The sequence below is a fragment of the Streptomyces sp. NPDC107498 genome (genome assembly GCF_055582805.1).
On sequence record NZ_JBVJPE010000007.1, the window covers coordinates 115,480 to 134,944 of the forward strand.

Sequence of the window (19,465 nt, forward strand, 5' to 3'; positions counted from 1 at the left end):
GGGGCTCGGACGGCGCGTTGGGCACCCTCCCCGCGCGACCCCAAATAGCGTCCAGTAGGGTTTGGTCCGCATAAACATCCAAACCCCTGCCCGCGGCCGGGGCGGCGACCGACCAGCGAGACGGACGGCCGTGGCCGACCACTGCGGGCCGAGACTCTCGGGAAGGCGCTACGTGAGTCCCAACGGCTCCGACCGCTCGTCGCGGCGCCCGATGCGGCGGAAGCTGCCGCAGGTGCTGACTGCGGGCCTGATCCTGGCGACAGCCACCGGCTGCTCGTACAACTGGGAAGACTTCCCCCGCCTTGGCATGCCCACCCCCGTCACGGAAGAGGCGCCTCGGATCCTCTCCCTGTGGCAGGGCTCCTGGGCCGCCGCCCTGATCACGGGCATCCTGGTGTGGGGCCTGATCCTCTGGGCCACCATCTTCCACCGGCGCAGCCGGACCAAGGTCGAGGTACCTCCGCAGACCCGTTACAACATGCCCATCGAGGCGCTGTACACGGTCACCCCCCTCATCATCGTCTCGGTGCTCTTCTACTTCACCGCGCGCGACGAGTCCGAGCTCCTCAAGCTCACCCCGAAGCCGGCTCACACGGTCAACGTGGTCGGCTACCAGTGGAGCTGGGGCTTCAACTACGTCGAGAACGTGCCCGGTGTGCAGGGCGACGCCAAGACGGACAAGAACCTGGCGACGCTTCCGGATCGCTACAAGGTCCAGTTCCCGGAGAACGCGGGCGGCGTCTACGACGCCGGCATCCCCGGCGACCGGAACCCCCAGACCGGCAACCCGGGACCGACGCTCTGGCTCCCCAAGGGCGAGAGGGTCCGGTTCGTCCTGACCTCGCGTGACGTGATCCACTCCTTCTGGGTGGTTCCCTTCCTGATGAAGCAGGACGTCATCCCGGGCCACCCCAACGCCTTCGAGGTCACCCCGACGCAGGAAGGCACCTTCCTCGGCAAGTGCGCCGAGCTCTGCGGTGTCGACCACTCCCGGATGCTCTTCAACGTCAAGGTGGTCTCTCCGGAGCGCTACCAGCAGCACCTGAAGGAGCTGGCGGAGAAGGGGCAGACCGGCTACATCCCGTCAGGCATCGAGCAGACGGACCCGGCCAGGAATGCGGAGAAGAAGCAGCTGTGAGCACCCTCAACGAACCCCACGGGGCGGCAGCGGCTGAGGACTCGTACGAGAACGAGCTCCCGGTACGCCGCAAGCAGCCCGGCAACGTCGTGGTGAAGTGGCTGACCACCACCGACCACAAGACCATCGGCACGATGTACCTGGTCACGTCGTTCGCCTTCTTCTGCATCGGCGGTCTCCTGGCGCTCTTCATGCGCGCCGAGCTGGCCCGTCCGGGTACGCAGATCATGTCGAACGAGCAGTTCAACCAGGCGTTCACGATGCACGGCACGATCATGCTGCTGATGTTCGCGACGCCGCTGTTCGCCGGATTCGCGAACTGGATCATGCCGCTCCAGATCGGCGCGCCCGACGTGGCGTTCCCGCGGCTGAACATGTTCGCGTACTGGCTGTACCTCTTCGGCTCGATCATCGCGGTGGCCGGCTTCCTCACCCCGCAGGGTGCGGCCGACTTCGGCTGGTTCGCCTACTCCCCGCTGTCGGACGCCGTCCGCTCGCCGGGTGTCGGCGCCGACATGTGGATCATGGGTCTGGCCTTCTCCGGCTTCGGCACGATCCTCGGTTCGGTCAACTTCATCACCACGATCATCTGCATGCGCGCTCCGGGCATGACGATGTTCCGCATGCCGATCTTCACCTGGAACGTGCTGCTGACCGGTGTCCTGGTCCTGCTCGCCTTCCCGGTCCTGGCGGCCGCGCTGTTCGCCCTGGAGGCGGACCGCAAGTTCGGTGCCCACGTCTTCGACGCGGCCAACGGCGGGGCCCTGCTCTGGCAACACCTCTTCTGGTTCTTCGGACACCCAGAGGTGTACATCATCGCCCTGCCGTTCTTCGGCATCATCTCCGAGGTCATCCCGGTCTTCAGCCGCAAGCCGATGTTCGGCTACATCGGTCTGATCGCCGCGACGATCGCGATCGCCGGTCTGTCCGTGACCGTGTGGGCGCACCACATGTACGTCACCGGTGGCGTGCTCCTCCCGTTCTTCTCCTTCATGACGTTCCTCATCGCCGTACCGACCGGCGTGAAGTTCTTCAACTGGATCGGAACGATGTGGAAGGGCTCGTTGTCCTTCGAGACCCCGATGCTCTGGGCCGTCGGCTTCCTGATCACCTTCACCTTCGGTGGTCTGACCGGCGTCATCCTGGCCTCGCCCCCGATGGACTTCCACATCTCCGACTCGTACTTCGTGGTCGCGCACTTCCACTACGTCGTCTTCGGCACCGTCGTCTTCGCGATGTTCTCCGGCTTCCACTTCTGGTGGCCGAAGTTCACCGGCAAGATGCTCGACGAGCGCCTCGGCAAGATCACGTTCTGGACGCTGTTCATCGGCTTCCACGGCACCTTCCTGGTGCAGCACTGGCTGGGTGCCGAGGGCATGCCGCGTCGTTACGCGGACTACCTCGACGCCGACGGCTTCACCACGCTGAACACGATCTCGACGATCTCCTCGTTCCTGCTCGGCCTGTCGATCCTGCCGTTCCTCTACAACGTCTGGAAGACCGCCAAGTACGGCAAGAAGATCGAGGTCGACGACCCGTGGGGCTACGGCCGTTCGCTCGAGTGGGCGACCTCCTGCCCGCCGCCGCGGCACAACTTCCTCACCCTGCCGCGGATCCGTTCGGAATCCCCGGCGTTCGACCTGCACCACCCTGAGATCGCCGCTCTCGACCAGCTCGAGAACAAGCCGCACGAGGCCGCGGCCCTCACGGGCAGCAAGGAGGCCGGCAAGTGAAGATCCAGGGCAAGATGTTCATCTGGCTGAGCGTCTTCATCCTTGCCATGGCGATCCTCTACGGCGTCTGGTCCAAGGAGCCGGTCGGCACGACGGCGCTCTTCCTGGCCTTCGGCCTGGCCATCATGATCGGCTACTACCTGGCCTTCACGGCCAAGCGCGTCGACGCGATGGCGCAGGACGACAAGGAGGCCGACGTCGCGGACGAGGCCGGTGAGGTGGGCTTCTTCGCCCCGCACAGCTGGCAGCCGCTCTCGCTGGCCGTCGGTGGCGCGCTCGCCTTCCTCGGGATCGCGATGGGCTGGTGGATCCTGTACTTCTCCGCCCCGCTGATCCTCGTCGGCCTGTTCGGCTGGGTCTTCGAGTTCTACCGCGGCGAGAACCAGAACCAGTAGGCATACCCCGCTCCGCACCGGAGCACACCGAGGGGCCCGGACGCTTCGTCACCGAAGCGTCCGGGCCCCTCTTTTGCAGCACTCGGCGCGCCGGTCGCGAGGAACGTACTTAGCGTGAGGTCATGAACGACACGCCGCGCATTCGGACTGTTCTGAGCTGCACCCTTCTGGCCGTCACCGTCACCGCGGGCACCTCCGCGTGCTCGGGCTCCGACGGCCACCCGCTGTCGGAGAAGACCTACGACGCGGCGGACCAGCTCGCGGTCAACGCTCCCGCCGACGGTGCCAAGGCGGACCCCGAGAAGCCCCTGGAGATCACCGCCAAGGACGGCGACGGCCGGATCACCGACGTCACGGCCACCGACGCCTCCGGGCACCACCTCGCCGGCGAGCTCACCGCGGACGGCCGGCGCTGGCGCTCCACGGCGGCCCTGGCGGCCGGCGCCCGCTACACCGTACGGGTGGCCACCGAGGACGAGGACGGCGCTCCGGGCGCCCGTACGTTCACTTTCGAGACGGCTCCGGCCAAACGGGCCCTGACCGTGACCTTCGGGCCGGAGGCGGGCACGTACGGCGTCGGGCAGCCCATCACGGCGGAGCTCAGCCTCCCCGTCAAGGACCGGGCGGCCCGCGCGGTCGTCGAGCGGGCCCTCAAGGTCCGCTCCACACCCGCCGTCGAGGGCGCCTGGTACTGGGTCGACGACAAGAAACTGCACTTCCGTCCGAAGGAGTACTGGCCGGCCGGGGCGCTCGTCACGGCCACCGGCAACCTGGACGGCCTCAAGGTCGGCGACAAGCTCTACGGCGGCGCGTCCAAACCGCTGAAGCTCACCATCGGCGACCGGATCGAGGCGGTCGCGGACGCCGGCGCGCACCAGATGACCGTGAAGCGCAACGGAGAAGTGATCAACACCATGCCGGTGACCACCGGCAAGCCCGGCTTCTCCACCCGCAACGGCATCAAGGTCGTGCTCGGCAAGGAGTACTACGTCCGGATGCGGAGCACCACCGTCGGCATCGCGGAGGGCAGCTCCGACTCGTACGACCTGCCCGTGTACTACGCCACCCGGGTGACCTGGAGCGGCGAGTACGTGCACGCCGCGCCCTGGTCCGTCGGCTCCCAGGGCATCGAGAACGTCAGCCACGGCTGCGTCGGCATGTCGACGGAGAACGCCGCCTGGTTCTACAAGACCGTCCGCCCCGGCGACGTCGTCCGCGTCGTCAACAGCATCGGCGACACGATGGACACCTTCGGCAACGGCTTCGGCGACTGGAACATGGAGTGGGACAAGTGGCGTCAGGGCAGCGCTTTGGTGGAGGCCGCCGGAGTCCCGGTGGCCTCCACCGAGAAGGCCCGGCTGCGGCCCTCGGTCTGAGGCGGGGCCCGACCGGCTCAGGCGCCGATCGACAGGCGCGAGCGCAGCAGGGCCGCCAGGGACGCCGCGAACTCGACCGGTTCCACCGGAAGGGTGACCGCGGCGTCCGCACGGCTCCAGGTGGCCAGCCAGGCGTCCTGCGGGCGCCCGATCAGCAGCAGCACCGGCGGGCAGCGGAAGACCTCGTCCTTGATCTGTCGGCAGACCCCCATGCCCCCGGCGGGCACCGCCTCGCCGTCGAGCACGCACACGTCGATCCCGCCCTCGTCCAGGCGCTTCAGCACCGCGGGCAGCGTCGCGCACTCCACGAACTCGACCGGGGGAACGTCGGTCGCGGGCCTGCGTCCGGCCGCGAGCCGCACCTGCGCGCGGGTGTTCGCGTCGTCGCTGTAGACCAGGACCGTGGCACTCGACTGCATCGTTCCTCCGTGGGGAAGTCCGTGGGAAGGTCGTCGATCGATGCGCCGGATGCTACTCCGCTCCCTACCCCGTCAACACCCGTTCAACACCTGTTCGAACGGTGCTCCGGGGCCCCGGCGATGGGCCGTTCGGGCTGGACACACCCCTCTGACACTCCGAACGGCACCCCCCGGAGTGAGGGCGGGATAAGCGACCGACATAATGTCGGTCGTGGCGACAGTAACGACAGTAGAAACAGGGCACGCGCACCCGTCGGTCAATCGACCGAACCTCACCAGCGTCGGAACCATCATCTGGTTGAGCTCCGAGCTGATGTTCTTCGCGGCCCTCTTCGCGATGTACTTCACCCTGCGATCGGTGATGGGTGCCGAGTTCTGGGCAGAAAAGTCCTCGGCCCTGAACTTCCCGTTCTCAGCGACCAACACCACGATCCTGGTGCTCTCCTCCCTCACCTGCCAGCTCGGCGTCTTCGCCGCGGAGCGGGGCGATGTGAAGAAGCTCCGGACGTGGTTCATCATCACGTTCGTGATGGGTGCGATCTTCATCGGCGGCCAGGTCTTCGAGTACACCGAGCTGGTCAAGAAGGACGGCCTCTCGCTGTCCTCGGACCCGTACGGCACGGTGTTCTACCTGACCACCGGCTTCCACGGCCTGCACGTGACGGGCGGTCTCATCGCCTTCCTGCTGGTCCTCGGCCGGACGTACGCCGCCAAGAGGTTCACTCACGAGCAGGCAACCGCCGCCATCGTCGTGTCCTACTACTGGCACTTCGTCGATGTCGTCTGGATCGGCCTCTTCGCCACGATCTACATGATCAAGTAATCGGCTCCGCCTCCACGGCGGACCGAGACATCCAGCAAGCATCGACGCAGAAGATCCTGACACCGGGGTAATCCGTGAAAAAGCTCTCCGCACGACGACGCCATCCGCTGGCGGCGGTCGTCGTCCTACTTCTCGCGCTGGCGGCCACGGGGGGGCTGTACGCCGCGTTCGCGCCCGCGGGCACGGCGAAGGCCGATGACACCGCCCAGTCCCTCGCCATCGAGGAGGGCAAGAAGCTCTACTCCGTCGGCTGCGCCAGCTGCCACGGAACCGGCGGTCAGGGCACCTCTGACGGCCCCTCCCTGGTCGGCGTGGGTTCGGCGGCCGTGGACTTCCAGGTCGGCACGGGCCGCATGCCGGCCCAGCAGCCGGGCGCCCAGGTCCCGAAGAAGAAGGTCATCTACTCGCAGGCCGAGATCGATCAGCTCGCGGCGTACGTGGCCTCCCTCGGCGCCGGCCCGATCAAGCCGACCGAGGCCCAGTACAGCCCTGACGGTGCCGACGTCGCCAAGGGTGGCGAGCTGTTCCGCACCAACTGTGCCCAGTGCCACAACTTCACCGGTGAGGGCGGCGCGCTGACCTACGGCAAGTACGCCCCCAACCTCGAGGGCGTGGACCCGAAGCACCTCTACGAGGCCATGCAGACCGGCCCGCAGAACATGCCCTCCTTCCCCGACACCACGATGCCGGAGAAGGAGAAGAAGGACATCATCGCGTACGTCCAGGCCGTCAACAGCGACTCGTCCGAGAGCCCGGGCGGTCTCAAGCTCGGTGGCCTCGGCCCCGTCAGCGAGGGCCTGTTCGCCTGGGTCTTCGGCCTGGGCGCGCTGATCGCAGTTGCCGTCTGGGTCGCGGCCCACACCGCTAAGGCCAAGAAGTCATGAGTAGCCAAGAGATTCCAGAAGAGAACCTGCCGGCAGGGCAGGACACCGCGCACGGCGCGGTGACGGTCGCCGACGACCCGTTCGCCGACCCGGGCCTCCCGCCCCACAAGCCCCGCATCCAGGACATCGACGAGCGGGCCGCCCGCCGGTCCGAGCGTGCGGTCGCCTTCATGTTCACGCTGTCGATGCTGGCCACCATCGGCTTCATCGCCTCGTACGTGATCTTCCCGGTCGACGAGATCGTGTACATCTGGCCCTTCGGCCACGTGTCCGCGCTCAACTTCGCCCTGGGTCTGACCCTCGGTGCCGCCCTCTTCTTCATCGGCGCGGGCGCGGTCCACTGGGGCCGCACCCTGATGTCCGACGTCGAGGTCGCCGACGAGCGTCACCCGATTCAGGCGTCGCCCGAGGTCAAGGCGCAGGTCATGGCGGACTTCGCGGCCGGCGCCGCGGAGTCGGGCATGGGCCGCCGCAAGCTCATCCGCAACACGATGTTCGGCGCGCTGACGCTCGTGCCGCTCTCCGGCATCGTCCTGCTGCGCGACATGGGCCCGCTGCCCGAGAAGAAGCTCCGGACCACCATGTGGGCCAAGGGGCTCCAGCTCATCAACATGAACACGCACGAGCCGCTGCGTCCCGAGGACGTCGCGGTCGGTTCGCTGACCTTCGCGATGCCCGAGGGCCTCTCGGAGCACGACGAGCACTTCCAGGTCCAGATCGCCAAGGCCGCCCTGATGATCGTCCGGATCCAGCCGGAGGACATCAAGGACAAGCGCGAGCTCGAGTGGTCCCACGAGGGCATCGTCGCGTTCTCGAAGATCTGCACCCACGTCGGCTGCCCGATCTCCCTGTACGAGCAGCAGACGCACCACGTGCTCTGCCCGTGCCACCAGTCCACCTTCGACCTCTCCGACGGCGCCCGCGTCATCTTCGGCCCGGCCGGTCACCCCCTTCCGCAGCTGCGGATCGGTGTGAACGACAAGGGCTTCCTCGAGGCGCTCGGCGACTTCGACGAGCCCGTCGGCCCGGCATTCTGGGAGCGCGGATGAGCACCGTGACCAACACGCAGAAGAAGGCGCCCGCCGGTGAGCGGGTCGCGGACTGGGCCGACGGCCGCCTGGGGATCTACACGCTGGCCAAGGCCAACATGCGGAAGATCTTCCCGGACCACTGGTCCTTCATGCTGGGCGAGATCTGCCTCTACAGCTTCCTCATCATCATCCTGACGGGCGTCTACCTGACGCTGTTCTTCCACCCGTCGATGAACGAGGTGGAGTACGTCGGACCGTACGTCCCGCTCCAGGGACAGCTGATGTCCGAGGCGTTCAACTCGACCATGCACATCTCCTTCGAGGTGCGCGGTGGTCTGCTGATCCGGCAGATCCACCACTGGGCGGCGCTGATCTTCCTCGCCGGCATGTTCGTGCACATGATGCGCGTGTTCTTCACCGGCGCGTTCCGCAAGCCGCGTGAGATCAACTGGCTGTTCGGCTTCCTGCTGTTCTTCCTGGGCATGTTCACCGGCTTCACCGGTTACTCGCTCCCGGACGACCTGCTCTCCGGCACCGGTGTCCGCTTCATGCAGGGCGCGATCCTGTCCGTGCCGGTCCTCGGCACGTACCTGTCGATGTTCCTGTTCGGCGGCGAGTTCCCCGGCGGCGACTTCGTCGCCCGGTTCTACTCGGCGCACGTGCTGCTGCTCCCCGGCATCATGCTGGGCCTCGTGGTCGCCCACCTCATCCTGGTGGTCGTCCACAAGCACACGCAGTTCGCCGGCCCCGGCCGGACGAACAACAACGTCGTCGGCATGCCGCTGCTGCCCGTGTACATGGCGAAGGCCGGAGGCTTCTTCTTCCTGGTCTTCGGCGTCATCGCGGTCGTCGCGGCGATCGCCTCGATCAACCCGATCTGGGCCATCGGCCCGTACCGCCCGGACCAGGTGTCCACCGGCGCCCAGCCCGACTGGTACATGGGCTTCGCCGAGGGTCTGATCCGCGTCATGCCGGGCTGGGAGATCAACCTGTGGGGCCACACGCTGGTCCTCGGCGTGATGATCCCGCTGGCGATCTTCCCGGCGGTCCTCGCGGCCATCGCGGTCTACCCGTTCATCGAGTCCTGGATCACCGGCGACAAGCGCGAGCACCACATCTCGCAGCGCCCGCGCAACGCTCCGACGCGCACCGCCTTCGGCGTCGCCTGGATCACCGCGTACATGATCATGCTCGTGGGTGGTGGAAACGACCTCTGGGCGACCCACTTCCACCTGTCGCTGAACTCGATCACCTGGTTCGTGCGGATCTTCTTCTTCCTCGGTCCGGTCATCGCGTTCATCGTCACCAAGCGGATCTGCCTCGGCCTCCAGCGCCGCGACAAGGACAAGGTGCTGCACGGCCGCGAGTCGGGCATCATCAAGCGCCTGCCGCACGGTGAGTTCGTCGAGGTCCACGAGCCGCTCAGCCAGGGCGAGCTGCACCGCCTCACCGCGCACGAGCAGTACGAGGCCGCGGAGCTTCCGCCGGCCGTCGACGAGAACGGCGTGGAGCGCAAGATCGGCGCGATGGAGAAGCTCCGGGTCAAGCTCAACAAGGGCTACTACGGCGACGACAGCCAGGTCGCCAAGCCCACGGTCGAGGAGTACAAGGAGATCCAGAGCGGCCACGGCCACCACTGATCTCCCCGAACGCCTGACCTGAAGGTCGCCACGGCAGGAGCCCCGTCCATTCGATGGACGGGGCTCTTTGCCGTCCCCGGGGGTGGATAGGGTGGGACCGTATCCGTCACGTGATCACCAGGAGCTGCCATGAGCGCTGCGACCCCCGCTGGAGGACCCACGTCGGCGGGCCGCTCCTGGCCCGTCCTGCTGAACGGTCTGCTCGACGGCAAGGACCTCTCCGCCGACGACACCGCCTGGGCGATGGACCTGATCATGAGCGGCGAGGCGACCGACGCGCAGATCGCCGGCTTCATGGTGGCGCTGCGGGCCAAGGGCGAGACCGTCCAGGAGATCACCGGCCTCGTCCGCACCATGTACGCGCACGCCAACACCATCGAGGTGCCCGGCCCCGCCGTCGACATCGTCGGCACCGGCGGCGACGGCGCCAAGACCGTCAACATCTCCACGATGGCCTCCATCGTCGTCGCCGGCACGGGGGCGAAGGTCGTCAAGCACGGCAACCGCGCCGCCTCCTCCGCCTCCGGCTCCTCCGACGTCCTGGAGAAGCTCGGCATCAACCTCCACCTCACCCCGCGACGGGTCGCCGAGGTCGCCGAGGAAGCCGGCATCACCATCTGCTTCGCCGTGAAGTTCCACCCCTCGCTGCGGCACGTCGCCGCGGCCCGCGGCCAGCTGGGCATCCGGACCACCTTCAACGTCCTGGGTCCGCTGACCAACCCGGCCCGGGTGAAGGCCCAGGCCGTCGGGGTCGCCGACCCGCGCATGGCGCCGATCGTCGCCGGCGTCCTCGCCGAGCGCGGCAACTCCGCCCTGGTCTTCCGCGGCGACGACGGCCTGGACGAGCTGACGACCACCGCCACCTCCCGGGTCTGGGTGGTCCGGGACGGCGGCGTCACCGAGGAGCGCTTCGACCCGCGGGACGTCGGCATCGAGCTCGTCCCCCTGGAGGCCCTGCGCGGCGCCGACGCCTCGTACAACGCCGACGTGGCCCGCCGACTGCTCGCGGGGGAGACCGGTCCCGTGCGGGACGCGGTGCTGCTCAACGCGGCGGCGGCGCTCACCGCCCTGGAGCCCGGCACGGGCACCCTGGCGGAGCGGCTGGGCGCGGGCATCGCGAGGGCGGCCGAGTCGATCGACTCCGGCGCGGCCCTCCGGTCCCTGGAGCGATGGGTCGCCGCCAGCAACGCGTGACCCGTGCGGCGCACGACCCCGGTCCACCATGCGGACCGGGGTCGTGCGCTTCGGCGATCATGTGGCAGGATGCTCCACAGGTCACGAGTGACAGCGTTTTGGCCCCGGCTTGCTGTCCGGCAACCCTCCTTCCGTGGCGGGGTGCCCCGGGTGATGACCAGGCCGTGGGCAGCGAGGTCTACGGCAAGCGCGGATCCCTCGAACACCAGGGGTCCTGGTCAGTCGAGGAGCTTTTTCCGTGAGCAAGCGAATGCGATAGGGCGACTCCGCCCCTACTTCACCCTCGGAACAGGGTCCCTTCCGCGTACCCCCGTGTCCTCCGAGGCATCACCCGTACCCCGCCGCACCCGGCCGCGTACGGGATTCACCGAAGCCATTCCGCACCGCCCGCCGGGAGATACCGCCATGTCCGCACGCCCGAACGCCGTCACCGCCCCGACCGTCGCCGCCGATTCCGCCGACCCCTGCTGCGACGCCCCGCTGCCGGTCCTCGGCCGGGACGTGACCGTCCCGCTCGTCACCGGCGGCGAGGTGACCTACGCGGCGCTCGACTACGCGGCCAGCGCACCGGCCCTCCAGCGGGTCTGGGACGACGTCGCCGCCTACGCCCCCTACTACGGCAGCGTCCACCGCGGCGCCGGCTACCTCTCCCAGCTCTCCACCGACCTCTTCGAGAACAGCCGCGCCACCGTCGCCGAGTTCCTCGACTGCCGCCCCGGCGACCAGGTCGTCTTCACCCGCTCCACCACCGACTCGCTGAACCTGCTCGCCCAGGTCCTCCCGGCCGGCTGCGAGGTCTTCGTCTTCGAGACCGAGCACCACGCCTCGCTGCTGCCGTGGAGGGACGCCGGCGTCACCTACCTCGACGCGCCGCGCACCCCGGCCCAGGCCGTCGAGACCCTGGAGCGCGCGCTCGCCGACCGTGACCCCCACGGCCCCGCCCTGGTCTGCGTCACCGGCGCCTCTAACGTCACCGGCGAGCTGTGGCCGGTGAAGGAGCTCGCCGCCGCCGCGCACGCGCACGGCGCCCGGATCGTGCTCGACGCCGCCCAGCTGGCCCCCCACCACCCCGTCTCCGTGCGGGAGCTGGACGTGGACTGGGTCGCCTTCTCCGGGCACAAGCTGTACGCGCCCTTCGGCTCCGGCGTCCTGGCCGGCCGCGCCGACTGGCTGCAGGATTCCGAGCCCTACCTCGCGGGCGGTGGAGCGTCCCGCAAGGTGGCCCGTCGGGCCGACGGCGGTGTGGACGTGGAGTGGCACACCACCCCGGCCCGACACGAAGCCGGTTCGCCGAACGTCATCGGCGTCTACTCGATCGCCTCCGCCTGCAAGGCGCTCGCCGAGGCCGGCTTCGACTCCCTCGTCGCCCGCGAGCGGCACCTGATCGCGAAGGTCCGCGAGGGCCTGGCCGAGGTGCCCGAGGTGCGCGTGCTCTCGCTCTTCGGCGACGACGCGCCCCGCGTGGGCGTCATCTCCTTCGTCGTGGAGGGCTGGAACAGCTCCCACTTCGCCGCCGCGCTCTCCGCCGAGTACGGCATCGGCGTCCGGGACGGCCTCTTCTGCGCCCACCCGCTGGTCCGCACCCTGCTCGGCAGCGACCCGCAGGACCCGGGCGAGTGCGGCGCGCCCGAGGCGAACCCGGGCGAGCGCTCCCTCAACGCCATCCGGGTGAGCTTCGGCGCCGGCACGCCGGACGAGCACGTGGAGCGGTTCGTCGGCGCGGTCAAGGAGCTCGTCCGGGACGGCGCGCAGTGGAAGTACCGCACCGAGGACGGCCGCTGCGTCCCCGACCGCGGCTGATCGCTCACTCGTACGGGTGAAGGGGGCCTCCCGGTCGGGAGGCCCCCTTCGGCCGTGTCGCGTGCGCGGTGTTCAGGACTCCAGGCCGATGGCGAAGGCCGCCTCCAGGTCGTGCTGGGAGTACGTCCGGAAGGCGACGTGCGTGTCCGTGGCCTCGACGCCCGGAATCTTGCTGATGCGACCGGGGATCACGTCCGCCAGGTCGTCGTGGCGCGGCACCCGGACCATGGCGATCAGGTCGTACGTACCGGTGACGGAGAAGACCTCGCTGACGCTGTCGAGCGCGGCGATCGACTCGGCGATCTCGGGGATGCGGTCCACGCTGGTCTTGATGAGCACGATCGCGGTGATCACGGCTGGCTTTCTCCCTCGGTCGCCGCGGCTTGGGCTTTCACTCTATCCCCACCGCGGAAGCGCCCCCAGGCGTAGAGGAAGCCGACCGAGAAGCCCACGACGTGGGCCAGATAGGCGACGCCGGGCCCCGCGCCCGCCGCCCGCGCGGCCAGCCACTGCAGCGTGAACCAGAAGATCAGCACGATCCAGGCGGGGAAGCGCAGCGGCAGGAAGAAGAGGAAGGGGAAGAGGCTGGTGACGCGGGAGCGCGGGAAGAGGAAGAGGAAGGCGCCGAGCACCGCCGAGATCGCCCCGGAGGCCCCGACCAGGGTCTGCTCGCTGTCCGCGTGCGCCACCGCGTACCCGGACAGGGCCACGTAGCCGGTGCCCAGGTAGAAGAGGCAGAACCCGACCGGGCCCATCCGCTCCTCGGCCATCGCCCCGAAGACGTACAGGAAGAGCATGTTGCCGAGCAGGTGGAGCCAGCTGCCGTGGACGAAGAGCGCGGTCAGCGGAGTGAGCAGGGCGCCCGGATCGCCGCCCGTCAGCTCGGCGGGGATCACGCCCCAGCGGCGGAAGTAGGCGCCCTGGGCGGCCAGGAGTCCGTCGCCCGTGCCGTACGCCGGATCGAGTCCGGCGACCGGGCTGCTCACGAAGAGGAGACAGCAGGCGGCGATCAGTCCGTACGTCACCGTGGGGCCGCCGCGGAGGCCCCGCCAGGCACCGAGGACTCCGCCTCGCCAGTCGATCATGGACAGATCATGGCGTACCGGGGCCGAAGTGGGCAGAGTGCCTCGCCGTGTCCCGCCCTCCCCGCGAGGCCGTAGGGTTACGGGCACCACCGACCGCAGTTCGACGGCGCACCGCGGCTCCCGCACCTGGTACCACGCAACAGGAAGAAGGACGGCACCGATGACGACGGTTCCCCTGCCGACCGACGAGACCCGCTGGCGCTGCACGCTCTGCGGCAACCTGACCCGCTTCGACGTGACCCGCTCCTCCAAGGTCGTGGAGTACGTCCATCTGGACCTCGCCGGGGACCCGACGGTCGAGGAGCGACAGGTGGTGAGTGAGACCATCGAGTCGGTCCGCTGCCGCTGGTGCAACGCGGTGGACCAGATCGAACTGGTGGACAGGCCGGGCGCCGCCTCCTGAGGGACGGCGCGGACGACATAGGGGTGACGGATCGTGGAGCAGCCCGCGCACGGTGGTGAGCCGGCCGGCGCGGCAGGTGACGCTGCCGAGACGCTCGACCACCCATTGCCGGAAGGCGTACGGCGACGGGTCGTCGCGCTGGTCGCGGACGCCTTCGGCGGCCTCACCGTCGCGGAGCTGCCCGCGCCCCTGCGGCAGTACGCCCGCTTCACCGCGAGCCGGCGGGCCAAGTTCGCCGGCAACGCGATGGCCGCCGCGCTCGACGCCGACCCGCTCTTCCGCCAGCGGATCGGCGAACGGTTCAAGCAGGGCCAGCCCGAGCTGGCCGGAGCCGTGGAGACCGGCACCCTGCCCGCGGCCGCCGACCCCGTCGAGGTGGCGGCGGCGGCCTACGTGCTGCGCCCGCCCGGCTGGGTCAAGCTCGTCGCCGCCGCCGGCGAGGAGGCCCAGCGGGCCGACGCCGAGCGGGCCGACGAGGCCGGCCGGCGCGAGCTGCGGCGGCTGCGCGAGGAGCTCGCCGTCGCCCGGGACCGCTCCCGGAGCGAGACCGAGCAGCTCCGGCACGACCTGGAGGCCGCCCGCAGGGAAGCGGAATCGCTTCACCGCAAGCTGCGCAGCGCCCAGAGCGACGTCAAGCGCGGCGAGGCCGCGCTGCGCAAGGCGCAGGGCGAGATCGAGGCCGCGCGGGGCGAGGCGGCGGCGCAGGTGTCCGCCGCCGAGAGCGAGACCCGTCGGCTCAGGGCGCGGCTCGGCGAGGTCGAGGCCGCCCTGGAGGCGAGCCGCAGGACCGCCCGCGAGGGCCGCTCGGTGGAGGACATGCGGCTGCGGCTGCTGCTCGACACGGTCCTCGACGCGGCCCAGGGGCTGCGTCGCGAACTCGCGCTGCCGCCCGTCTCAGTGCATCCGGCGGACACCGTGGACGCGGTGGAGCCGGGGCGGATGTCCCCGAAGGACATCGCGGCGCGGGCGCTCTCCGAGACGGACCCGGCGCTGCTCGACCAGCTGCTCGCGCTGCCGCAGGCGCACCTGGTCGTCGACGGCTACAACGTCACCAAGACCGGCTATCCGACGATGCCGCTGGAGAAGCAGCGGCTGCGCCTGCTCGGCGGGCTCTCGGCGCTCGCGGCCCGCTCGGGGGCCGAGGTCACCTGTGTCTTCGACGGGGCGGAGCTGGCGGCCCCGGTGCTGCTCGCGCCGCCGCGCGGGGTGCGGGTGCTGTTCTCCAAGCCGGGTGTCACGGCGGACGAGTTGATCCGGCAGCTGGTCCGGGCGGAGCCGCCGGGGCGGCCGGTCGTGGTGGCCTCCACCGACCGCGAGGTCGCCGACGGCGTCGCGAAGGCGGGGGCGCGCCCGGTGGCGTCCGCCTTGTTGCTCAAGCGGCTTTCGCGCCTCTCGTGAGGCATCGCAACCCCTGCGCCTTATGCCCGGATTGTGGGTGGCGCACCGTCAAGTGCCCCTCACGGGCCGTGTGATGCATGTAAATAAAGTGGTGCGTGAGCGAGATTTTTGCCATCGGGATTTGAACTGATCACAACTTGGTCACTAGGGTCGGCCTTCGAACCTTCGCGCGGTTGATCACCCATCCGGGGTGGCAGCGGAGGAACCGCCTGTCCTGACCGGTCGGGCGGCTCTGAGGAAGAAGGAGCTCGCCTTCGTGGCGTCCCACCGTCGACCCAAGCAGCCGAGCCGTACCCGTGTGACCGTGTTCACCGCGGCAGCGGCCGCCGCCGTCGCGCTCTCCGCCCAGTCCGGAGCACAGGCGGCCCCCGCAAAGCCCAAGATCGACGAGGTCAAGTCGAAGGTCGACAAGCTGAACCACGAGGCCGAGCAGGCCACGGAGCAGTACAACCTCGCCGAGGAGCGGCGGGGCAAGCTGCAGAAGGAGATCAGCAACCTCCAGGACAAGGTGGCCCGCGGCCAGGAGGAGCTCAACACCCTGCGCGACCAGATCGGTTCGGTCGCCAGCGCCCAGTACCGCTCCGGCGGCATCGACCCGGCGCTCCAGCTCTTCCTCTCCGCCGACCCGGACACCTACCTCGACAAGGCGTCCGCGATCGACCAGCTGAGCGCCCAGCAGGCCGACGTGCTCACCTCGATCCAGGCCAAGCAGCGCACGCTCGCCCAGGAGCGGGCCGAGGCCACCTCGAAGCTGGCCGACCTCGAGGACGTCCGCAAGACCCTCGGCGAGAAGAAGAAGAAGTTCCAGGGCAAGCTCGCCGAGGCCCGCCAGCTCCTCAACACCCTCACCGCCGAAGAGCGCGCCAAGGTGCAGCAGCAGGAGCAGCGCGCCAGCCGCGCCGCCGGCGAGCGCATCGACCTGGGCCACGAGGTCCCGGCCTCGCAGCGCGGCGCCGACGCCCTCGCCGCCGCGGCCACCCAGATCGGCAAGCCGTACGCCTCGGGCATGGAAGGCCCCAACTCGTACGACTGCTCGGGTCTGACCCAGTGGGCGTACGGCCAGGCCGGCGTCGACCTCACCCGCACCACGTACACCCAGCAGAACGACGGCGTGAAGATCGGCCGCAGCCAGCTCAAGCCGGGCGACCTGGTCTTCTTCAACGGCCTCCAGCACGTGGGCCTGTACGCGGGCAACAACACGGTCCTGCACGCCCCCTACACGGGCGCCTACGTCCGCTACGAGTCCATGAACACCATCGGTGGGTTCATGTTCGGCGTCCGCGTCGGCTGATCCGCCGCGACCCGCTCCGGCACACCGCCCGAACGGGTGGTTCGTCGTGACGCGCACTGACCTGACGCCCCGCCGGTGACCTGTGTTCTCCGGCGGGGCGTCACTTTGTGTGCCCGGCGCCTTCGTTGGTCGGGGACTGATCAGCGGCTACTGTCTGCCGCGCCAGTCTGCGTCGAGCCGAACGGAGCGCGATTCGTGGCGTCCCACCGCCGACCCGCGAGGGTCACCGTCCTCACCGCCGCCGCCGCGGCCACCGCGGCGGCGTCCCTCGGGGCCGTCCCCGCGAGCGCCGACCCCGGGCCCACGCCCGCGGCCACCCGCGCCACGGTCGACCGGCTCTTCGAGGAGGCCGAGAAGGCCACCGAGGGCTACAACCGGGCGGACGAGAAGGCGGACGCGCTGCGCCGGACGGTCTCCCAGGCACAGGACAGCCTCGCCCGCGGCCAGGAACGCATCAACCGCATGCGGGGCGCGCTCGGTTCGGTCGCCGGCGCCCAGTACCGCTCCGGCGGCATCGACCCCGCCCTCGCCCTGCTGCTCTCCTCCGACCCCGACAGCTATCTGGACCGGGCCTCCGCGCTGGACCGGATCACCGCCCGCCAGAGCGCCGCGCTCGACGAGCTGCGGCGCGAGCAGCGCCGCCTGGGCCAGCGGCGGAGCGAGGCCCGCGCGGTCCTCGCCGACCTGGAGCGCAGCCGGGCCGAGGTCGCCCGCCACAAGCGCACGGTCGAGCGGAAGCTGGCCGAGGCCCGCCGGGTGCTCGCCTCCCTCACCGTCGAGCAGCGCGCCGACTACGACCGCGCCTCCCGCACCGGGGAGCGCGCCGGGGGACCGGCCGAGGGCCCTGCGGCGGAGCTGCCGCCGCTCGCCGACCTCGGTCCCTCGCGGGCCGCCGCAGCGGTGATCGCCGCCCGCAGCGCGATCGGCAGGCCGTACGTGTGGGGGGCGACCGGCCCCTCGGCCTTCGACTGCTCGGGCCTGATGGTCTGGTCGTACCGGCAGGCCGGGATCAGCCTGCCCCGCACCTCCTCGGCTCAGCGGTACGCGGGCCGGCAGGTGCCGCTCTCGCAGGCGCAGCCGGGCGACCTCGTCACGTACCGCGGCGACGCCAGCCACGTGGCCATCTACGCGGGCAACGGCCAGGTCATCCACGCCCCGTACCCGGGCGCTCGGGTCCGCTACGACCCGGTGAACATGATGTCGCACGTGACCGTGACCCGGGTCTGAGGCCGCCGCCCCGTTCTCGCCGCCCGCCTCCGGGGCGCGGCCGGGGGAACGGGCCCGAGGGCGCGGAGCCCCGGCCGCGCCCCTTCGGCGCCCCGTACGATCGGGGGCGTGGCGGGACGGCGGAGCACGGGGGCGCGCGGCGCGGCGGCGGGGCTGCTGGCCGCGCTGCTCGCCCTCGCCGGGTGCGCGGCCCCCGAGCCGGCCGGACCGGCGACCGGGGAGGTCCAGGACCTGCTCGACCGGCACGCGCGGGCGCTGCTCGACCGCGACGAGGCCGGCTACCTCGCGGCCCTCGACCCCGCGCTCGCGCCGGCCGCGCGCACCGAGTTCGACCGGCTCGCGAAGATCCCGCTGGGCGGCTGGACGTACCGGGTCACCGACCTCGACCGGACCGGCGGGGACCGGGCCACCGCCAGGGCCGAGCTCGGCTACCGGATCAAGGGCTACGACTCCGGGCCCGCCACCACCGAGCGGGTCCTCGACCTCGCCGAGCGGGACGGCCGCTGGTACGTGACCGGTGACCGCGCCGCCGACGGCGCCCCGCAGCAGCTGTGGCAGCAGGGCGAGGTCACCCCCGTGACCGGCCGGCGCAGCCTCGTCCTGGGCGTGGGGCAGAGCCCGGAGCGGCTGCGGGAGATCGCGGCGGCGGCGGACCGGGCGGTGCCCGCGGTCGGGGACGCCTGGCGCGGGAACTGGGCGGGCCGGATCGTGGTCCTCGTCCCGGCGTCGATCGAGGCGATGGGCCGGCTCCTCGGCGGGCCGGCCGCCTCCTACCGGGGCATCGCGGCCGTCACGACCGGCCGGGCGGGCGGCGGGCCGACGGCGCCCGCGGACCGGGTGATCGTGAACCCGGACGCGTACGCGGTGCTCGGCGCGTTCGGCCGGCAGATGGTCCTCACCCACGAGACCACCCACGTGGCGACCCGCGTCCAGACCACCGGGGCCACTCCGGTCTGGCTCTCCGAGGGCTTCGCCGACTGGGCCGCCTACCGGGGCACCGACCGCACCGCCGCCCAGGCCGCCCCCGAGCTGCGCCGCGCGGTCCTGGCCGGCGACCTCCCGGCGGAGCTCCCCGCCGACGGGGCCTTCGCCTTCGGCGGTGACGCGGAGGCGATGGCCCGGGCCTACGAGGGCGGGTGGCTGGCCTGCGAGCTGATCGCGGACCGCTGGGGCGAGGAGGAGCTGACGGCGTTCTACCGGGCGGTGGGCGCGCACCCGGCCCGGGAGGGCGCGGTGGAGAAGGCGCTCCGGGAGGTCCTGGACACCACGCCGGAGGACTTCACCGCCGACTGGCGCGCGTACCTGACCGAGCGGCTGGGCTAGGGCGCCTTGCCGGCCGGGCCCTACCCCTCCAGGACGTCGAGGGCCTCCGTCAGCCAGGCCTTCTCCTCGGTGCCCGTCGCGCGGGCGATCCGCAGCATCCCCTGCCGGAAGAGGTCGGGCCCCCGCTCGACGCTGAGCGGGGTCCCGTCCTCGTAGAAGAAGCTGGCCGGGGTGAGCAGGAACTCCTGGCGGCGGCGGAGGACGGCCGCCTGGTCCGCCCGGTCGGGGAGGTGCCCGAGGAAGGCGAGCAGGGTGAACCAGCGCTGGCCGTCGGTGATCTCGGCGTCCTTGGGCGTGCGCAGCCG

At 70.6% G+C, this 19,465-nt stretch carries 18 protein-coding genes, 1 pseudogene and 1 riboswitch; of the genes and pseudogenes, 15 read left to right on the forward strand and 4 right to left on the reverse strand.

Annotated elements, in window-relative coordinates; translation table 11 throughout:
- Window positions 1–172: 172 nt before the first annotated feature.
- The 4 genes from ctaC to ACZ66Z_RS14890 all read left to right on the forward strand — a co-directional run bounded on the left by ctaC (window position 173) and on the right by ACZ66Z_RS14890 (window position 4,642).
- Window positions 173–1,138 carry an aa3-type cytochrome oxidase subunit II gene (gene ctaC, locus ACZ66Z_RS14875; RefSeq protein WP_469934376.1) on the forward strand — a complete coding sequence of 322 codons (966 nt, stop codon included), beginning with the start codon at window positions 173–175 and terminating at the stop codon, window positions 1,136–1,138.
- Window positions 1,135–2,871 carry an aa3-type cytochrome oxidase subunit I gene (gene ctaD, locus ACZ66Z_RS14880; RefSeq protein ID WP_469934377.1) on the forward strand — a complete coding sequence of 579 codons (1,737 nt, stop codon included), beginning with the start codon at window positions 1,135–1,137 and terminating at the stop codon, window positions 2,869–2,871. Before ctaC ends, ctaD begins: the two co-directional genes overlap by 4 nt.
- Window positions 2,868–3,266: a cytochrome c oxidase subunit 4 gene (locus ACZ66Z_RS14885; RefSeq protein ID WP_190157189.1), complete on the forward strand. Its 399-nt coding sequence runs from the start codon at window positions 2,868–2,870 to the stop codon at window positions 3,264–3,266. Before ctaD ends, ACZ66Z_RS14885 begins: the two co-directional genes overlap by 4 nt.
- Before the next feature lie 122 nt (window positions 3,267–3,388).
- Window positions 3,389–4,642: a L,D-transpeptidase gene (locus tag ACZ66Z_RS14890; RefSeq protein ID WP_469934378.1), complete on the forward strand. Its 1,254-nt coding sequence runs from the start codon at window positions 3,389–3,391 to the stop codon at window positions 4,640–4,642.
- Window positions 4,643–4,659: 17 nt separating this feature from the next.
- On the opposite strand, the gene ACZ66Z_RS14895 is transcribed toward ACZ66Z_RS14890, so the two are convergent.
- A complete protein-coding gene (locus ACZ66Z_RS14895) occupies window positions 4,660–5,061 on the reverse strand; it encodes a DNA-binding transcriptional response regulator (protein ID WP_190157187.1) in 402 nt (133 codons plus the stop codon).
- Between the two features lie 202 nt (window positions 5,062–5,263).
- On the opposite strand from ACZ66Z_RS14895, the gene ctaE reads away from it, so the two are divergent.
- The 6 genes from ctaE (at window position 5,264) to ACZ66Z_RS14925 (ending at window position 12,433) form a co-directional block, all read left to right on the forward strand.
- The gene (gene ctaE, locus ACZ66Z_RS14900; RefSeq protein ID WP_469934379.1) at window positions 5,264–5,884 is read left to right on the forward strand and encodes an aa3-type cytochrome oxidase subunit III; all 621 of its coding nucleotides are present in this window, start codon (window positions 5,264–5,266) and stop codon (window positions 5,882–5,884) included.
- Window positions 5,885–5,958: 74 nt separating this feature from the next.
- Complete coding sequence (gene qcrC, locus ACZ66Z_RS14905; protein WP_469934380.1) at window positions 5,959–6,768, forward strand: cytochrome bc1 complex diheme cytochrome c subunit; 810 nt, start codon at window positions 5,959–5,961, stop codon at window positions 6,766–6,768.
- On the forward strand, window positions 6,765–7,817 hold the full coding sequence (qcrA, locus tag ACZ66Z_RS14910) for a cytochrome bc1 complex Rieske iron-sulfur subunit (protein WP_469934381.1): 1,053 nt from the start codon (window positions 6,765–6,767) through the stop codon (window positions 7,815–7,817). The genes qcrC and qcrA overlap by 4 nt, the downstream gene beginning before the upstream one ends.
- Window positions 7,814–9,439, forward strand: a complete 1,626-nt coding sequence (gene qcrB, locus ACZ66Z_RS14915) for a cytochrome bc1 complex cytochrome b subunit (protein ID WP_469934382.1) — start codon at window positions 7,814–7,816, stop codon at window positions 9,437–9,439. The genes qcrA and qcrB overlap by 4 nt, the downstream gene beginning before the upstream one ends.
- 129 nt (window positions 9,440–9,568) lie before the next feature.
- Entirely contained in the window at window positions 9,569–10,633 is a 1,065-nt protein-coding gene (trpD, locus tag ACZ66Z_RS14920; protein WP_469934383.1) for an anthranilate phosphoribosyltransferase, read from the forward strand.
- A gap of 79 nt (window positions 10,634–10,712) precedes the next feature.
- Window positions 10,713–10,829, forward strand: a riboswitch (SAM riboswitch).
- Window positions 10,830–11,038: 209 nt separating this feature from the next.
- Complete coding sequence (locus tag ACZ66Z_RS14925) at window positions 11,039–12,433, forward strand: aminotransferase class V-fold PLP-dependent enzyme (RefSeq protein WP_469934384.1); 1,395 nt, start codon at window positions 11,039–11,041, stop codon at window positions 12,431–12,433.
- Between the two features lie 72 nt (window positions 12,434–12,505).
- On the opposite strand, the gene ACZ66Z_RS14930 is transcribed toward ACZ66Z_RS14925, so the two are convergent.
- Both ACZ66Z_RS14930 and ACZ66Z_RS14935 read right to left on the reverse strand, forming a co-directional pair.
- Window positions 12,506–12,787, reverse strand: coding sequence for an Lrp/AsnC family transcriptional regulator (locus ACZ66Z_RS14930; RefSeq protein ID WP_017238849.1), 282 nt, complete (start codon window positions 12,785–12,787; stop codon window positions 12,506–12,508).
- Window positions 12,784–13,518, reverse strand: coding sequence for a rhomboid family intramembrane serine protease (locus ACZ66Z_RS14935; RefSeq protein ID WP_469934385.1), 735 nt, complete (start codon window positions 13,516–13,518; stop codon window positions 12,784–12,786). The genes ACZ66Z_RS14930 and ACZ66Z_RS14935 overlap by 4 nt, the downstream gene beginning before the upstream one ends.
- Before the next feature lie 160 nt (window positions 13,519–13,678).
- On the opposite strand from ACZ66Z_RS14935, the gene ACZ66Z_RS14940 reads away from it, so the two are divergent.
- The 5 genes from ACZ66Z_RS14940 to ACZ66Z_RS14960 all read left to right on the forward strand — a co-directional run bounded on the left by ACZ66Z_RS14940 (window position 13,679) and on the right by ACZ66Z_RS14960 (window position 19,160).
- Window positions 13,679–13,921 carry a hypothetical protein gene (locus tag ACZ66Z_RS14940; RefSeq protein ID WP_055644001.1) on the forward strand — a complete coding sequence of 81 codons (243 nt, stop codon included), beginning with the start codon at window positions 13,679–13,681 and terminating at the stop codon, window positions 13,919–13,921.
- A 33-nt stretch (window positions 13,922–13,954) separates the two neighbouring features.
- On the forward strand, window positions 13,955–15,319 hold the full coding sequence (locus tag ACZ66Z_RS14945; RefSeq protein WP_469934386.1) for an NYN domain-containing protein: 1,365 nt from the start codon (window positions 13,955–13,957) through the stop codon (window positions 15,317–15,319).
- 256 nt (window positions 15,320–15,575) lie between these two features.
- Window positions 15,576–16,610, forward strand: a complete 1,035-nt coding sequence (locus tag ACZ66Z_RS14950; RefSeq protein ID WP_469934387.1) for a C40 family peptidase — start codon at window positions 15,576–15,578, stop codon at window positions 16,608–16,610.
- A 195-nt stretch (window positions 16,611–16,805) separates the two neighbouring features.
- The gene (locus tag ACZ66Z_RS14955) at window positions 16,806–17,837 is read left to right on the forward strand and encodes a C40 family peptidase (RefSeq protein WP_469934388.1); all 1,032 of its coding nucleotides are present in this window, start codon (window positions 16,806–16,808) and stop codon (window positions 17,835–17,837) included.
- Between the two features lie 108 nt (window positions 17,838–17,945).
- Window positions 17,946–19,160, forward strand: coding sequence for a hypothetical protein (locus tag ACZ66Z_RS14960; protein WP_469934389.1), 1,215 nt, complete (start codon window positions 17,946–17,948; stop codon window positions 19,158–19,160).
- A gap of 20 nt (window positions 19,161–19,180) precedes the next feature.
- Here the strand turns inward: ACZ66Z_RS14960 and ACZ66Z_RS14965 are convergent.
- Window positions 19,181–19,465 (reverse strand): annotated as a pseudogene (locus ACZ66Z_RS14965) (PadR family transcriptional regulator); the annotation flags it as partial.

Bases quoted from the DNA above. Each gene is read 5' to 3' on its own strand.
- ACZ66Z_RS14890 (WP_469934378.1), top strand. From the start codon at position 3,389: ATGAACGACACGCCGCGCATTCGGACTGTTCTGAGCTGCACCCTTCTG.
- ACZ66Z_RS14895 (WP_190157187.1), bottom strand. From the start codon at position 5,061: ATGCAGTCGAGTGCCACGGTCCTGGTCTACAGCGACGACGCGAACACC.
- ctaE (WP_469934379.1), top strand. From the start codon at position 5,264: ATGTCGGTCGTGGCGACAGTAACGACAGTAGAAACAGGGCACGCGCAC.
- qcrA (WP_469934381.1), top strand. From the start codon at position 6,765: ATGAGTAGCCAAGAGATTCCAGAAGAGAACCTGCCGGCAGGGCAGGAC.
- qcrB (WP_469934382.1), top strand. From the start codon at position 7,814: ATGAGCACCGTGACCAACACGCAGAAGAAGGCGCCCGCCGGTGAGCGG.
- trpD (WP_469934383.1), top strand. From the start codon at position 9,569: ATGAGCGCTGCGACCCCCGCTGGAGGACCCACGTCGGCGGGCCGCTCC.
- ACZ66Z_RS14925 (WP_469934384.1), top strand. From the start codon at position 11,039: ATGTCCGCACGCCCGAACGCCGTCACCGCCCCGACCGTCGCCGCCGAT.
- ACZ66Z_RS14935 (WP_469934385.1), bottom strand. From the start codon at position 13,518: ATGATCGACTGGCGAGGCGGAGTCCTCGGTGCCTGGCGGGGCCTCCGC.
- ACZ66Z_RS14940 (WP_055644001.1), top strand. From the start codon at position 13,679: ATGACGACGGTTCCCCTGCCGACCGACGAGACCCGCTGGCGCTGCACG.